Origin of the sequence: Cedecea lapagei, assembly GCF_900635955.1 — a bacterium.
GTDB classification, from domain to species: Bacteria; Pseudomonadota; Gammaproteobacteria; order Enterobacterales; family Enterobacteriaceae; genus Cedecea; species Cedecea lapagei.
In genome coordinates this window covers 2,316,600-2,331,749 of sequence record NZ_LR134201.1, presented here as the reverse complement: position 1 = coordinate 2,331,749, position 15,150 = coordinate 2,316,600, and the positions used below count along the sequence as shown (strand labels likewise).

Annotated in this window: 11 protein-coding genes and 2 pseudogenes; 6 read left to right on the top strand and 7 right to left on the bottom strand. The window is 56.2% G+C overall.

The window, feature by feature from the left end; translation table 11 throughout:
• Positions 1-29: 29 nt before the first annotated feature.
• The 3 genes and pseudogenes from glsB to EL098_RS11300 all read left to right on the top strand — a co-directional run bounded on the left by glsB (position 30) and on the right by EL098_RS11300 (position 2,574).
• Positions 30-956 (top strand): glutaminase B, encoded by a 927-nt coding sequence (glsB, locus tag EL098_RS11310; RefSeq protein ID WP_126356303.1) that lies wholly within the window; start codon positions 30-32, stop codon positions 954-956.
• Positions 957-1,318: 362 nt separating this feature from the next.
• Positions 1,319-1,558 (top strand): annotated as a pseudogene (locus EL098_RS11305) (GNAT family N-acetyltransferase); the annotation flags it as partial.
• Positions 1,559-1,638: 80 nt separating this feature from the next.
• Positions 1,639-2,574 (top strand): zinc-dependent alcohol dehydrogenase family protein, encoded by a 936-nt coding sequence (locus EL098_RS11300; RefSeq protein WP_126356302.1) that lies wholly within the window; start codon positions 1,639-1,641, stop codon positions 2,572-2,574.
• Positions 2,575-2,577: 3 nt separating this feature from the next.
• Here EL098_RS11300 and dsbG read toward each other — a convergent pair whose 3' ends face one another.
• Entirely contained in the window at positions 2,578-3,324 is a 747-nt protein-coding gene (gene dsbG / locus EL098_RS11295; RefSeq protein WP_408609128.1) for a thiol:disulfide interchange protein DsbG, read from the bottom strand.
• A gap of 127 nt (positions 3,325-3,451) precedes the next feature.
• Between dsbG and EL098_RS11290 the strand changes: the two genes are divergently transcribed.
• From EL098_RS11290 to EL098_RS11280, 3 genes and pseudogenes are all read left to right on the top strand, one after another.
• The gene (locus tag EL098_RS11290; protein WP_126356300.1) at positions 3,452-3,919 is read left to right on the top strand and encodes a GNAT family N-acetyltransferase; all 468 of its coding nucleotides are present in this window, start codon (positions 3,452-3,454) and stop codon (positions 3,917-3,919) included.
• A 30-nt stretch (positions 3,920-3,949) separates the two neighbouring features.
• Complete coding sequence (locus tag EL098_RS11285; protein ID WP_126356299.1) at positions 3,950-4,591, top strand: ECs1377 family protein; 642 nt, start codon at positions 3,950-3,952, stop codon at positions 4,589-4,591.
• A 60-nt stretch (positions 4,592-4,651) separates the two neighbouring features.
• Positions 4,652-5,045 (top strand): annotated as a pseudogene (locus EL098_RS11280) (VOC family protein).
• 129 nt (positions 5,046-5,174) lie between these two features.
• Here the strand turns inward: EL098_RS11280 and EL098_RS23200 are convergent.
• The 6 genes from EL098_RS23200 to nirB all read right to left on the bottom strand — a co-directional run bounded on the left by EL098_RS23200 (position 5,175) and on the right by nirB (position 15,133).
• Entirely contained in the window at positions 5,175-5,345 is a 171-nt protein-coding gene (locus EL098_RS23200; protein ID WP_164716827.1) for a hypothetical protein, read from the bottom strand.
• Positions 5,346-5,521: 176 nt separating this feature from the next.
• The gene (locus tag EL098_RS11275; RefSeq protein WP_126356298.1) at positions 5,522-6,535 is read right to left on the bottom strand and encodes a glycosyltransferase family 9 protein; all 1,014 of its coding nucleotides are present in this window, start codon (positions 6,533-6,535) and stop codon (positions 5,522-5,524) included.
• An 85-nt stretch (positions 6,536-6,620) separates the two neighbouring features.
• Entirely contained in the window at positions 6,621-7,208 is a 588-nt protein-coding gene (locus EL098_RS11270) for a DUF1345 domain-containing protein (protein ID WP_232012404.1), read from the bottom strand.
• Between the two features lie 190 nt (positions 7,209-7,398).
• Positions 7,399-8,238 (bottom strand): uroporphyrinogen-III C-methyltransferase, encoded by an 840-nt coding sequence (gene cobA / locus EL098_RS11265; protein WP_408609127.1) that lies wholly within the window; start codon positions 8,236-8,238, stop codon positions 7,399-7,401.
• A 23-nt stretch (positions 8,239-8,261) separates the two neighbouring features.
• On the bottom strand, positions 8,262-10,934 hold the full coding sequence (locus EL098_RS11260; RefSeq protein WP_126356296.1) for a nitrate reductase: 2,673 nt from the start codon (positions 10,932-10,934) through the stop codon (positions 8,262-8,264).
• Positions 10,931-15,133 carry a nitrite reductase large subunit NirB gene (gene nirB, locus EL098_RS11255; RefSeq protein ID WP_126356295.1) on the bottom strand — a complete coding sequence of 1,401 codons (4,203 nt, stop codon included), beginning with the start codon at positions 15,131-15,133 and terminating at the stop codon, positions 10,931-10,933. The genes EL098_RS11260 and nirB overlap by 4 nt, the downstream gene beginning before the upstream one ends.
• Positions 15,134-15,150 lie beyond the last annotated feature (17 nt).

The window sequence follows — 15,150 nt, the reverse complement described above, 5'->3', positions numbered from 1 at the left end:
CCGCTTAATATATCGCTCAGGAGAGCACGGTGCCGGTTCAATTAGACAATCAGTTACTGGAAGAGATCCTCGACCAGGTTCGTCCTTTACTGGGAAAAGGTAAAGTCGCGAACTATATTCCTGCGCTGGAAGAAGTTCCCGGCAATAAGCTGGGTATTGCTATCTGTACCGTGGACGGTCACTTCTACAGTGCCGGAGATGCCGCCGAGCGCTTTTCTATTCAGTCGATCTCAAAAGTGCTGAGCCTGACGCTGGCGATGGGGCGCTACGAAGAGAACGAAATCTGGCAGCGCGTAGGCAAAGAACCTTCCGGGCAGCCCTTCAATTCTCTTTTACAGCTCGAGATTGAGCAGGGCAAACCGCGAAACCCTTTTATTAATGCAGGTGCGCTTGTGGTTTGTGACATGCTGCAAACACGCCTTAGCGCGCCTAAACAGCGCATGCTCGAGGTGGTTCGCCAGCTTTCGGGCGCAGAGGATTTAGTCTACAACACGCGGGTGGCCCGTTCTGAATTTGAGCATTCCGCCCGAAATGCCGCCATTGCCTGGCTGATGAAGTCTTTTGGCAATTTTGAAAATGACGTGATTACGGTGCTGCAAACCTATTTCCATTATTGCTCCCTGGAAATGAGCTGCCTCGAATTAGCCAAGACGTTCTTATTCCTGGCAAATCAAGGGCGGGCATTGGGTATCGATGAACCGGTTATTTCCGCCCAGCACGCACGGCAAATAAATGCGCTGATGATCACCAGCGGGATGTACGACGGCGCGGGTGAATTTGCTTATCGGGTAGGACTGCCGGGGAAATCAGGCGTGGGAGGCGGGATTATCGCCAACGTGCCGAATGAGATGTCGATTGCCGTGTGGTGTCCGGAGCTGGATGCTTCCGGTAACTCTTTGGCGGGAACTGCAGCGCTGGAAATACTTTCGCAGCGTATTGGACGTTCTATTTTTTAAGCAGATTTAGAGTTACAGCAGTAATAATCCCGGTATGCGCAGCCATAGCACGCCAACCAGGCTAACGGTTGCCAGCACGGTAAGCATAATGGCGGTGATGAGTAATCGTTCCGCCCACGGTGTTTTACGCATTTCGACTCCGGGAAATCATACTTTCAGCGACTATAAGGCAGTCACTTTAAACATCGGTTAAACCTGAGGTTGCTAATTATTATTTGGCGATAAGTCTGAATCTTTAGCGGCAAATCTTGCCGGGGATGCATTGGGCTGTCGAAGGTGGCAAAAATTTCGCTTACGTCTGCCAGTTAATAGGGTGTATTAACCGAGGAGATGAGGCGTTGTCTCTATCAAAGCGAGAGGGGCATAGCACGGCGCGGCGAAAGGGGATTGCTCAGCGGCTAATGAACTATCTCGAAGCCGTTGCCAGATCCCAGGGAAAATCAGTGCTGGTGCTGGACACTGCAACCGGCAGCGCTGCGGAGCTTTTTTATCAGGGAATGGGCTGGCAGCGCGTAGGGGATCTGCCGAACTATGCGCTAATGCCGGACGGAAGCCCTTGTTCCACCACCTTCTACTACCGAAATTTATCATCAATAAAGTGACACCGTCACTTATTCATCGACTTTTAACCACCGCAGGCATGCTATAGTTCGCACAATATGGCAGTTTCAGGCACTTAAGTATGGAAAACACAGCGCTCTGGTTCAGACAATTTGGTGAACCCGAACAGGCTTTGACGCTTGAACATACACCACTAGCACCCTTTGTTTACGGCACGTTAAGGGTGCGAATGCGCTATGCACCGGTTAATCCTTCCGATCAGATCCCCATTACCGGCGCTTATCGACACCGGGTTTTTCCTCCTCGCATTGCCGGCTATGAGGGGGTTGGGGTTGTTGAGCAAGCTGAAGCTACGGAATGGATCGGCCAACGAGTGTTACCTCTTCGTGGCGAGGGGACCTGGCAGCGCTGGGTTGATTGCCCGGTTCAGTGGGCTGTGCCCGTACCGGACAGTATTTCGGATGAGCTTGCCGCATGCGGTTATATCAATCCGCTGGCTGCCTGGCTGATGTTGAAAAGATGGCCAGTTGCAGGAAAACGTGTGCTGGTTACTGCGGCGGGATCTGCTTGCGCAGGTTTGCTGGCTCAGTGGGCCAAAAGCCAGGGCGCGGTGGAAGTTTATGGCATCTACCGCTCACCGCAGCATATACCGGGGCTACGCAATCTTGGCGTGATCCCTTTGAGCATTGATGACGAAAGGGCAATCGCAGAAGCCGTCAGCCAGGTTGATAGGGTTTATGACGCGGTGGGGGGCGAATTAGCGACTTTGATGCTCGATCATCTCAATAGCCGGGCGGAGATGGTTTCTTACGGCCTGCTCAGCGGTAAGGGGTTTTCTCCACGAGGAAAAAATATAACTGCGCAGCGCTTTCATTTGAGGGATGCGTTGGCGGTGACGCCTGTTGAGGAGTGGCGGAGCTGGTTCAATTCTCTGTGGCCGCTGCTGCTTCAGACTCAGCGGCCCGAAGTTGAGGTCTTTAAGCTTGAGGAGTGGCGGCTGGCGCTGGCGCGGTTTCGTGAACCCGGTCGCCAGCGCAAACCGCTGTTAAAACTTTAAGCGTTATTTATCGCCCATAATGGTCTTGAGCGTTTCGGCATCCGGCATGCCCTGATGCTGCTGCAGACGGCCTTCAGCATTCAGATAGTAAATTGAAGGTGTAGCGTTGCCGCCCAGATCATCCATCAGCGTCAGGTTATCTTTTAACGCCTCGCCAATTACCGGATCGATTTTTTCCGGTTTTTGGAGTGCAAGTTTGCCTTTGCTGTTCTCGAAGTCGGCCAGAGTTTTAGCCGGATCTTTCGACATGAGAATCGCCGCAGCTTTTTGTCCGCTGTCCGGACGCAGCATCCCGACTAACAGGACGCGCAGCTGAACCTTACCGGACTTCAGCCACGGCTGGGCCTGCTCCCAGAATTGGGTGCAGTAAGGACAGTACGGATCGGCAAATACGTAAACAATGCGCGATGCTTTAGCATCCCCTGCGGCTATCCAGCGGTGTTTTTCCAGGCTCTGCCACATCTCTTTCGCCATTGGCGCATAAACTAACTTCTCGACTTCGGCGTCGCTGAGGTTTTTACCTTCGCCGTCAACCATGTTACCCATGATGGCGTGCTGTTTATCCGGCGTGAGGTAAACGGTGGTGCCTTGTCCCTGGTACTGCATCGCATATCCCTGAAGCTCTCCGGGAGCTTTAAATTCCCCTTTTATTTCGAAGCCCTGTTTTTCCAACGCTTCTATTGGGGCTGGCAGTTTACCGTCGGCGGCAAACGCCGGGGCATTTAAAAGCAGCGCCAGTGAAACGGACACGGCAGAGATTTTTTTCATCGAGCAGACCTTAATTAAATGCTATTTTCATCAAAGGGTAACATTCCTTATTGCGCTAAGACATCGGACTTACTTTCCTTTAAGTAACGGAGCATTTCGGAGATCATCCATTGACGATAGAGCCATACCCGATGAAGCGGAGGCGCTGTGGATAATTAGAAACGAGGCCATTCGTTTCGGTTGCCGTGAGGTTTATTCCAGAGATGTGCTGACAGCCTGGACGCCAGAGCAAATGCCAGCGGGCTACCTTCGAGAGATAATCAATAATCCCTTTTTTGTGGCCGAAAATGAAAACGGTGAGCCTATCGCTACCGGTTACCTTGATGTGGAAAGCGGTTCGGTAGAAGCGATATTTACCTTGCCGGCTTATACAGGAAGAGGTCTGGCAAAGCAGATAATTAGCGCCATTAAGCAAGAAGCCAAACTGCGAGGGATGAGTACGCTAACGCTATCTTCCACACCTAACGCCCGTGACTTTTATCTGGCGCAAGGTTTTAGCGTGGTGAAAGAGAGTTTTTACCCTTCTTCACTGGCCGGAGCATCACTGCGCTGCTTCGACATGACTTGCGAGCTTTGACCTCAATTCAAACCTATAAAAGGTGCCCTCATGAACGACCGCATCGATTATCAGATTGAAAAGTACAGTTTCAAGGAAATTGAAGAGACTCCTCGCCTAAGCCGACAGTGGGAGGAGGTCAAGGAGGAGTTCCAGAGAGAACCTCAGGACGCGGAACAGCGTCTGCGCCTTGCGTTACTCAACGTGGATTACGTCACCAGCTTCGAACTGCCTTTTCACCTGTTACTTTTGCGGGCACCTCAGCTGATCGACAAAATGCGTAGCGAGCTTCAGCTTAGCCAGAAGAGCGTGATCATTAATGACAACAGGCGCGGTGAAGTCTACAGCATAAAAAGAGATCTTAGCGCCGTACCGGATGCATTTCGCTATCGTTTTTCCAACCGCATACGCAGAGTGGAGCCGGGCGGGGCGCCGGCAACGGCCTATCAGCAGATCGCTTTGCAGGTCAGAAACCCCAGGGAAAGGTTAAAAATCGCTCTGGAGACGGGGCTACAGGTAAATGCCCTGGACGGGCTGTTCTGGTTTGGTTTACAGCGCGTTGCAGCCGACATTTCTGTACTGAGGCAGTCCGGCATGGGGATAGTTACGATGGAGCACATCGTCTTTGACAGCCTGACGGGGACAACCAGAACGATCCCGAGCTATGGCTTAAAACCTGAAACCGCACTGTAAGGAAAATTGTGTTCCGGGAATATCGTTAAGGTTGTGAGAGCGTCATAACAGGAAAAAATGATGAACTTCAACCATATGCGTATTGCCCGGCCGGTGACCTGCCTCAAAAAAAGCAGCAAAATGTACTGCGCGGGGCTGGGTCTTGAGCAGATAGCAGACTTTAGCGATCACGACGGTTTTAGCGGCGTGATGCTTGGCCGTCAGTCACTGGGTTGGCACCTGGAATTCACCGTTTGCCATAATCACTCTCTGGCTCCGGGACCCACCGCCGATGATCTGCTGGTGCTTTACGTCCCCGACGCTACCGAGTGGGAAGCATCCTGCGCCAGAATGCTGGAGGCCGGTTTTATTCGTCATGAGGCCTTTAATCCTTACTGGGATGTGAAGGGGGGCAACCTTTATCGACCACGACAATTACCGGGTTGTTTTGCAAAACGGTGATTGGTCGCTGTAAGGATCGGCCGGCGTCTCTGTATTCAGGAAAGCATTAGCCCAATAAAAAAGCCGCTGGTGGATTTATCCGTCAGCGGCTTTTTACTGGATGCAGAGTTGTGCTGGAGAGACGCGTTTATGAACAAAAACACTACCATTCATTAACGATCATTACCGTATCCGCTGAAAGTTTCACTTTAATCACTTTTGGCGGCAGCGGATTTGAAAGAATAGTCATTCTTACATCAAAGGTTCCGCTGACGGAGGCCAGGGAAATTTTAAATGGTGTTAAAAGGCAAAGCGCCAGCAAGAGTTGTTTCATATTGATACAACCTGTTTACTTTTATTTAAAATCAATGAATTGGTCAAAATTATATCATATATGATGCCTCGAGGGGAATGCATGCTGGATCAATGGGGCCTGAAGCGTGCTTCAGGCCGGGCAGGAAGAAGGGTAAAAACAGGGGGATTTAATGATATTTAAGGGAAGAGGGGGATTTAGTAAAGTGACTCTAAATAGCGCTGATAATTGCTGTTAATATCGCTAAGTAACTGCTGGTCTTCGCTTTGATGCAGCAACGCAGTGCGCTTAGTCCCCATATCCACACTTTCACATAGCGGGTAATAAGCCGCACGCAGCGCAGGTTTGATGGCGTTAAAATAACACACCGTAGGCACGTTAAATGCGGCGGCAACGTGCAGAGCCGATGAGTCACAGGTATAGAGCCTGTTTGCATGCCGAATGATGGCGATAAAATCCTGAGTTGTTTTTGAACGCGAAGATAAGTCGACAAACTGTGGATGATCTATCCCGCCAAATCCTGCAACAGGAAGACGGTGGCGCTGCCAGATGCGCTCTACAAATTCCACGAGAACTGCTTCAGGGATATTGCGAAGTGGAGTACTGGCGCGGTGATTGAACAGAATATAGGGCGAATCAAACGGGCTGATCTGATGCGGCATCGCGTCCCGGAGCCAGCGGTTGGTATTGATCTCCGGTGCGACTGACCCTGGCGTGAGTCCCATGTGCAACAGGAAGAAGTCGTGCATTTCAAGATTGGCGAAGTCGTCACGGAAAAGCTGGTTGCCAGCGTCAATCACCGCATCATATCCTTCCAGCAAAGCGAGTTCTGTAGGCATATAGTGCAGCTCATCAATAATGTTTCCCGCAAGCTGATAAATTTCTTCGACCCAGGGCTGGCAGGTGTGAGGGCGGAGTAGCGTCAGGTGGAGCCCGGGATTGATAACTTTAATAGCGTGCAGTGCCGCAATACCGATCAGCGAATCCCCCAGCGTGACGCCCATCCCATTGATAACGCAGAGACGTTTAACTTTACGGTAGTCGAGAGAGAAGGGACGTAAAGCATAGTTGTAAATATCGGGCTGCTGCAGCGCCTGTAGCTGAAAAGTATTTATCAGGGCAGGCGGTAAAGACTCAAGATCGTAAGAAGCGACCAGGGTTTTATGGTCATGAAGTAAACTGCCTGCAAAAGTCTGAAGCGTTGAATTCATAGTTTTCCTGAAGCGTGGCCAGCAGCACTGCACAAAATACCTCTCACCTTAATGAGATCCTGCTCGCTGTCAATTTGATTCCCGATCAGCTAAGCAAACCGGCACCTACGTTGACGGACAGTCCCAAAATCGCCAGATTGAAGATAAAGGAGATCACTGACTGCAGCAGGGTTATTTTGCGCATGCCCGTTGTACCAGTCGCCACATCGGCCGTCTGCGCAGCAACGGCTATGGTGAATGAGTAATAAAGGAAATCCCAGTAATCCGGATTGCTCGGTTTATCTGGAAAGATCATCGGCGTGATCTCTTTGCTGCGACGCAAATAATGCTGATGTGCGTAGTGCATCGCGAAAGCGCTCGGCAACAATGTCCATGACACAATCAGCGTCATTGTCGTCAGAATTATATGCAGCACAAGCGGAGTTCCGGACAGAGAACGCAGCGACGGCAGCTCACTCATGATCGCCACGATGCTGGCCATGCAGGCAACGATAACCAGGCTCAACACGAGTGCGGCGCTTTGGTCCTGTATTCTGGCAATTCGCTGAATCTGGCTGACGTCAGTCCGCAGCATACGAAACCAGATAAAAATCAGGTAAAGCCAGGCCAATACATTCCAGCCGATCAGCAGCCTCTGTAGCGTACCGAGCTGAGGAATTAGGACATGATGCATGCGCTGTTTATAAGGGTGATACTAAATTTAACATAATATACATTATGCGCACCATTAAGGCGTATGAGAGAATCCAGCGTTCTGGCACAGGTCTAGGTCAATCCCATCCTGGCAGATCCGAGCTTGTTTGTGGGCAGTAAATTATTCTGTTATTTCTAGCCTGCTCCTGTCCCACAGATATTCATTCCCTCTATAGCGCCGAACGTTCAATCTGGCTTTCAGTACAGGTTCGAAGCAGCGTATCGCGCTGGACGAAATCGCCGCGGTACATCTTTACCACCTCACCGACGATGATCAGCGCAGGCGTTTTGACCTGTTCGCAGGCGACGACGTGTGCCAGGGTATTCAGCGTGGCGGTCAGTACTCGCTGCTCTGGCTGGGTGCCGCGTTCGATCACCGCCACCGGCGTGGCGGCAGGCAGACCGTTCGCCATCAGCCGCTGGCTGATATGTTCGCTGTGGCTAATACCCATGTAAAACACCAGCGTCTGCCGCGCCGAGGCCAGCTCCAACCAGTCAATTTCCGGCTCGCCCTGTGCTCCGTGGCCGGTAATAAAGCGCACCGACTGCGCCAGGTCGCGATGGGTTAACGGAATACCGCTGGCAGCCGCACAGCCCATCGCTGCCGTTATGCCGGGCACGATATGGCAAGGCACTCCATGCCGCTGACAGTGAGCCATTTCCTCGCCGCCGCGCCCAAATACAAACGGATCGCCGCCTTTCAGGCGCACCACGCGGTTGCCGCTCTGCGCCAGGTTGACCAGCAACTGGTTAATGTCATCCTGGCCGAGGGTGTGATCGCGCATCGATTTCCCGACGTTAATGCGCAGTGCTTGATCGGGGATCAGCGCCATCACTTGCGCGGAAACCAGCCGATCAAACACCACCACGTCCGCCTGCTGGATCGCCCGCAGCGCCTTCAGGGTCAGCAGCTCAACATCGCCAGGCCCCGCACCGACCAGCCAGACATCGCCGCCGCGTACCGGCTGCTGCCGATCCCCCGTTGCCAGAATATTCACTATTTCCTGCATCCGCAGCGAGTGCTGAAGTGTGTTCATTTGGCCTCTCCTGCCCTCAGCGTATTGAGCTGAGCGGCAATGATTTTTTTGAGTTCGGGAATGCAGGAGCCGCAGTTGGTGCCGCAGTTGAGTTTGTTACCCAGGTGCTGCACGCTGTGGCAGCCCTGCCGCACGGCGTCGGCAATCGGGATTTCGCCGACGGAAAAGCAGCTACAGATAATGGCACCAGTTGGCGCCTTATCGCCCCCGGCGCGGCCACCGAGCAGCGCCAGACGCTGCGATGCTATTCCCGGCGGCGAGCTGAAAGCAGCCACAACCGCCTGACGATCCACGGACGGTGGCCTGCGGCGGGCATAAAACGCCAGCTGTAATTCGCCACCGGCCCAGGCCAGCAGGCTGTAACCGTCATCGCCCAGATCGGCAGTGTGGCAGAGATAGCCGTCGATGGCGTACTGCCCGCTCACCCACGCCAGCCAGTCTGCAGGCCGTGATGTGTCCGCCAGGGTAAAGTGCGCAATGCCCGGCTGGGTAATACGACTCCAGTACGAGGTAATCGGCGGCTCGATATTTTCACCGCGTACAAACAGTTCCGCCTGCCACGCGGTTCGCCAGTACCGAATGCTGACCGGCATATGTTTGCTTTCCGGTTGCCCGGATAAAGGATCGACGTTGGCCTCAATCAGAGCATCAACCCTCGCCTGCTGGCTGAAGTTGCTGTTCCAGTGCATCGGCACAAATACGCTGCCGCGCGGTTGCAGAGTATCCGGCTGCGCGCGCAGCAGCAGCCAACCGTGCGAGGAGGAAACGCGCATCAGATCGCCGGAACGGATCTGCGGTGCATCTTCGGGATGAAACTGACAAAAGGGTTCGCTGAGGTGTTGCATCAGCCGCGCCGACTTGCCGGTACGGGTCATGGTGTGCCACTGGTCACGCACTCGTCCGGTATTCATCACCAGCGGATAGGCTTCACTCGGTGCGCTGAGCGGCAGGCGCGGCGTCACGGCGATTAACCGGGCCTTACCGTCAGGGTGGTAAAAACGTTTATCGTGGAACATCCGTACCGTGCCCTGCGGGTTAGCCACGTTGACCGGCCACTGTATCGGCTGCAGGTCATCCCACTCCACATCCGACAACGCAGCAAGCCCGCTGATATCAAAAGCCCGCGAACCGTTATTCTCAAAACCGGAAAGCGCCGCGTGCTCACGAAAGATCTCCGCAGGATGCTGATATGAGAAGGCTTCAGCAAACCCCAGCCGCTGTGCTACCTGGCTAAGTATCCACCAGTCCGGTTTTGCCTCCCCTGGAGCCGGTAAAAAAGCCCGCTGCCGCGATATGCAGCGCTCGGAGTTGGTCACCGTGCCATCCTTTTCACCCCAGCCCAGAGCAGGCAGGCAGATATGCGCCGCGCGGGTGGTATCGGTGTCGCACATAATTTCGGAAACGATTACCAGCGGGCAGCGCGCCAGCCCGCCCCGCACACGGTCGGCATCCGGCAGCGACACCACCGGATTGGTGCCCATAATCCACACTGCTTTGATCCGCCCGTCCTCCACGGCCCGGAACAGGTCTACCGCATTCAGGCCGGCTGACTTGCTGATGTTCTCGCTGCCCCAGAAGCGCCCCACCCGACTGATATCCTCCTGCGTAAAGCCCATGTGGCAAGCCAGCTGATTTGCCAGCCCGCCTACTTCACGTCCCCCCATCGCATTTGGCTGACCGGTTATCGAAAACGGCCCGCAGCCCTCGCGCCCGATTTGCCCGGTGGCCAGATGAAGATTGATGATAGCGCTGCATTTATCCACCCCGGAACTGGACTGATTAATGCCCATCGAATAGAGCGTCACCAGCCGCTCACTGGTGCCGATAAGCCGGTAAAACGCCTGCAGCTGCTCCTCCGCCAGACCGCAGAATTCAGCAGTGCGCGCAAGCGTCCACTCACTCGCCGCCCGCAGCGTTTCTTCCGCCCCCTGGGTATGATGCTGAAGAAAATCGTTATCCAGCCCGCCCCCCACGGCCATCGCATTTAGCGCGCCGCAGAACAGTGCGGCATCGCTGCCGGGGCGCAGCGCCAGATGCATATCAGCAATATCGCAGGTGGCGGTCTGACGCGGATCGATCACGATTATCTTCATCTCGGGCCGATCTTTTTTGGCCTGTGCCAGCCGCTGATAGACCACCGGATGTGCCCACGCCGTGTTCGAACCGGTTAACAGCACGCAGTCGGCCTGCTCCAGGTCCTGATAGCGGCACGGCACCGCATCGGCCCCGAATGCGCGTTTATAGCCCACGACGGCGGAAGCCATGCACAAGCGCGAATTGGTATCCATATTTCCCGCGCCGATAAAGCCCTTCATCAGCTTATTGGCGACATAGTAATCCTCAGTCAGCAGCTGGCCGGAGCCGTAAAACGCTACTGCCTGCGGGCCATGTTCTGCAATAATCGCAGAAAGGCGATCCGCCACCGTATTCAGCGCCAGCGCCCAGCTGACCGGCTGGCGGTCGATCTCCGGATGCAGCAGCCGTCCCTGCAACCCCAGCGTTTCCCCCAATGCGCTACCCTTCACGCATACACGTCCGATATTGGCAGGATGGGTTTTTATGCCGCTGGCGCTAAACCCCTCGGCCTGCGGCTGCATATTGATGCCGCACCCCACGCCGCAGTATGCGCAGGTGGTCGACGTTGGTTCTGTCGAGGCGACGGGTTTCATACGTTGACCGTCGCGATGATTTCCGTGGCGCCTGACGACGCCGCTATTGGCTCTCCCCGCACCCAGACGCGGTCGTTTTCCACCTTAACCGGCCAGACGCTGAGCGCAGGCTGACTATCGTCCACGCTGGAGCCGTCAGACAGGCGGAAACGCTGCTTGTAGAGCGGTGAAATCACCACCGGCTCGCCCTTTACGTCACCCAGCAACCCGCGAGCCAGCACGTTGGCATCGCTGTCCGGCTCGTAGTTACTCAGGGCAAAAACCTGCTGCGGATGCGTCGGCAGATGGAACAGCGCAATCTGGCGATTGCCCAGCCGCGCCGCCATACCGGCATTAGCCGGGATCGCCTGCACATCACACAGATCCACCCAGCCCAGCACCTCACTCACCGGCTGAGTCACGACTTGCTCCAGACGTTCTGCACGCTCCTGCGAGGTCGCCGGGCGGATCTGCTGACGCTCGGTGACCATCACGACCGCTTCATCCGGTTCGTCGCTGTTAAGAAACGGCCGGAACAGCGCCAGCCGGTCCGGACTGGCCAGCGTGGTCTGCCACTCGCACTGGTAGGTGTTAACTACCGCATCCATCTCCTTTTCCAGCTCAGTGCCGATGTGCAGGCTGTCTTCAAGCACCACCTGCCGCAGATAGTCCAGTCCACCTTCCAGATTATCCATCCAGGTACTGGTGCGCTGCAGGCGATCGGCGGTGCGAATGTAGAACATCAGAAAACGATCCACGGTACGGATGAGATCCTCCGTGCTCATATCCTGCGCCAGCAGATCCGCGTGGCGCGGCTTCATGCCGCCATTGCCGCAGACGTAAAGGTTCCAGCCCTTTTCCGTGGCGATTACCCCAACGTCTTTGCTCTGCGCTTCTGCACACTCGCGGGTACAGCCGGAAACAGCCATTTTGATTTTGTGCGGTGAGCGCAGCCCCTTGTAGCGGTTCTCCAGCCGAAGAGCCAGCCCGGTAGAGTCCTGTACGCCGTAGCGGCACCAGCTGGAGCCAACGCAGGATTTTACCGTCCGCAGCGACTTACCATAGGCGTGGCCGGTTTCAAACCCAGCGTCCACCAGTTGCTGCCAGATCTCCGGCAGCTGTTCCAGGCGTGCGCCAAACAGATCCACACGCTGGCCGCCGGTGATTTTGGTGTACAAGTTGTAGCGTTTAGCCACCTGACCGATGGCAATCAGTCCGTCGGGAGTGATTTCGCCGGCCGGAATACGCGGCACCACCGAATAGGTACCGTCTTTCTGAATATTGGCGAAGTAGCGGTCGTTGGTATCCTGCAATGGCAGATGTTGCGGCTTGAGCAGATAGTCGTTCCAGCAGGAGGCCAGGATCGAACCGGCCAGCGGCTTGCAGATTTCACAGCCGCTGCCCTGGCCGTGCCTGTGGAGCAGTTCCTCGAAGCTGCGGATATTGCCCGCACGCACCAGGTGATAGATTTCCTGTCGGGAAAAGGCAAAGTGTTCACAGATGTCTTTTTTCACCTCCACGCCCATTTCGGTCAGGGCGAACTCCATCACCTGTTTGGTCAGCGCCGCGCAGCCACCGCAGCCGGTCGCCGCTTTGGTACAGGCTTTGACCGCCGCCATATCGCCACAGCCGCCCTGCACCGCGTCACAGATATCCGACTTGCTGACGTTGTGGCAGGAACAGATTTGCGCTCCGTCCGGCAGCGCCGCTACGCCTAGCGTCTGCGGCACCGCGCCGGCGCTGGCGGGCAGGATGAGCGTTTCCGGGCTGACGGGCAGCGGCATGTCGTTGAGCATCATCTGCAGCAGCGTGCTGTATTCGCTGCTGTCGCCGACCAGCACCGCGCCGAGCAGGCGCTTTTTGTCCTCTGAGACGACAATTTTTTTGTACACTTCCGCCGGCCCGTCTACCCAGCTGTAGCTCTGGCAGCCCGGAGTGCGGCCATGTGCATCGCCCACCGAGGCGACCTCCACGCCCAGCAGTTTGAGTTTGGTACTCATATCCGCGCCTTTAAAGGCTACTTCGCTCCCGGCCAACGTATCGGCCAGGGTGCGCGCCATTTGATAACCCGGTGCGACCAGACCAAAAATCTGCCCGTTCCATAGCGCGCATTCACCGATGGCATAAATCGCCGGGTCGGAGGTTCGGCACTGATCGTTAATGACGATCCCGCCGCGCGGCCCGACCTCCAGCCCGCACTCTTTCGCCAGCTGGTCCCGAGGCCGGATACCGGCGGAGAACAGCACCAGATCGGTATCCAGATGGTCGCCGTCGGCGAACTCCATACGATAGCCGCCAGTTTCCCCGGCGACGATGGCACGGGTTTCTTTCCCGGTATGCACCTGAACATCCAGCGCTTCAATTTTGCGCCGCAGCATCGCCGCACCGCCCTCGTCCAGCTGCACGCCCATCAGCCGTGGAGCAAACTCCACCACGTGGGTTTGCAGCCCGAGATGCTTCAGCGCATTGGCTGCTTCAAGCCCCAGCAGGCCGCCACCGACCACCACGCCGGTTTTCGCCGTTGCGGCGCAAGCCTGGATCGCCGCCAGATCGTCCAGCGTGCGGTAAACCAGGCAGCCCGGCGCATCGCTGCCCGGGATCGGCGGCACAAAAGGATAGGAACCGGTCGCCAGCACCAGGACATCCCAGGCGGTCTGCCTTCCCTGATGGTCGACAACAAAACGGTGACGGGGATCGATATGGCTGACGCAGTGCCCCAGGCGCAGCTCAATACCGCTCGACTCAAAGAAGTCGTCTGCCACCATCGACAGCGATTCCGCGCTGCGTCCGGAGAAATATTCGGAGAGATGTACCCGGTCATAGGCCGGGGCTTTCTCTTCCGCAAAGACTATCACCTGAAATTGTAGTTGCAGTTCACGCTCCACCAACTGCTGCAGAAAATGGTGGCCTACCATGCCGTGTCCGGCCATCACTAATACGGGTTTCGACATTGCTTTGTTCCTCTTTACCTCAACGGGCAACTGTTCTGATTTAACGGACGACGGGCCATGCCCGGCCGGTTTATCGCCGGGACCGAAGACACTCGGTGGCATCTGCAAAAAGGCGGTCTGGTTCAGTTGGGACAGATAGTCCGGGCCGTCGCTGATATCTCCCCACAGCACCACACCGGCCAGCCGGTTATCGCGCAATAGCAGGCGGCGGTAATGGCCATCGAACGGATCGGACGCCGTATGGATCTGTGCGGCATCTCCGCCGTGCAGCTCACCGGCGCAAAACATGTCGATACCGGTCACCTTAAGGCGCAGCGCCAACGCCTGGCTGATGCAGGCAGCGACAGGTTCCCCCGCCAGACTGGCGGCCAGCGTATCTGCCTGCTGCCAGCACGGCGCAACCAGACCGACGGTCAACTGCCCCTGCTGGCAGCATTCACCGATGGCAGAAATATCAGGATCAGAGGTGTACAGCTGGTCGTTGACCAGAATGCCTCGGTCGCAGGCCAGTCCGGCAGAGCGAGCCAGGGCGATCTCGGGCCGAACACCGGCGGCCACAACTACGCGCTGCGCCGGGATCTCCCGCCCGTCACGCAGCGCCACGGCCTGCACGCGGCCTGAGACATCACCGAGATAAGCGGCGGTCTGCGACTGCAGCACTGTCGTGATGCCGCGTGTTGCCAGACTGAGCTGCAGCAGTTCGGCAGTATGCGCATCCAACTGGGCGTCCATAAGATGCGGACCACGGTGCAGCAGGCTGACCTGCATCCCGCGCAGCGCCAGCGCGGCGGCGGCCTCCACGCCTAATACGCCGCCGCCAATCACCACCGCGGGCTGTCCGGCAACGTCACCGCTGAGAATGTTTTCCACATCCTGCATATCGCGAAAGCCGTGGATGCCGTGCAGATCGTCCCCCGGCAACGGCGGCATAAACGCCCGCGAGCCGGTGGCCAGCACCAGATGGTCATAGGCCAGCAACTGGTTGCCGGCGGTCACCCTGCGGGCGACGCGATCAATTGCCGTAACCGGCACGCCAGCAATAAAGGTTACGCCGTGCGTCGCATACCACTTCGCGTCGTGGGTGACGATATCGGCAAAGCGTTTCTCACCGGACAGCACCGGGGTCAGCTGGATGCGGTTATAGGCAGGCTGGTTCTCCTCGCCGACGATCAGGATGCGATAGCGCCCCGGCGCACGTTCGCATAGCCGCTCCACCAGTCGTGCGCCCGCCATGCCGTTACCGACTACGATCAGGGTGAGTTTTTTCATTGCACGTATCCCGCCTG

Bases quoted from the DNA above. Each gene is read 5' to 3' on its own strand.
- EL098_RS11300 (WP_126356302.1), top strand. From the start codon at position 1,639: ATGGAAAACACAGCGCTCTGGTTCAGACAATTTGGTGAACCCGAACAG.
- EL098_RS11285 (WP_126356299.1), top strand. From the start codon at position 3,950: ATGAACGACCGCATCGATTATCAGATTGAAAAGTACAGTTTCAAGGAA.
- EL098_RS23200 (WP_164716827.1), bottom strand. From the start codon at position 5,345: ATGAAACAACTCTTGCTGGCGCTTTGCCTTTTAACACCATTTAAAATT.
- EL098_RS11275 (WP_126356298.1), bottom strand. From the start codon at position 6,535: ATGAATTCAACGCTTCAGACTTTTGCAGGCAGTTTACTTCATGACCAT.
- EL098_RS11270 (WP_232012404.1), bottom strand. From the start codon at position 7,208: ATGCATCATGTCCTAATTCCTCAGCTCGGTACGCTACAGAGGCTGCTG.
- cobA (WP_408609127.1), bottom strand. From the start codon at position 8,238: ATGCAGGAAATAGTGAATATTCTGGCAACGGGGGATCGGCAGCAGCCG.
- EL098_RS11260 (WP_126356296.1), bottom strand. From the start codon at position 10,934: ATGAAACCCGTCGCCTCGACAGAACCAACGTCGACCACCTGCGCATAC.
- nirB (WP_126356295.1), bottom strand. From the start codon at position 15,133: ATGAAAAAACTCACCCTGATCGTAGTCGGTAACGGCATGGCGGGCGCA.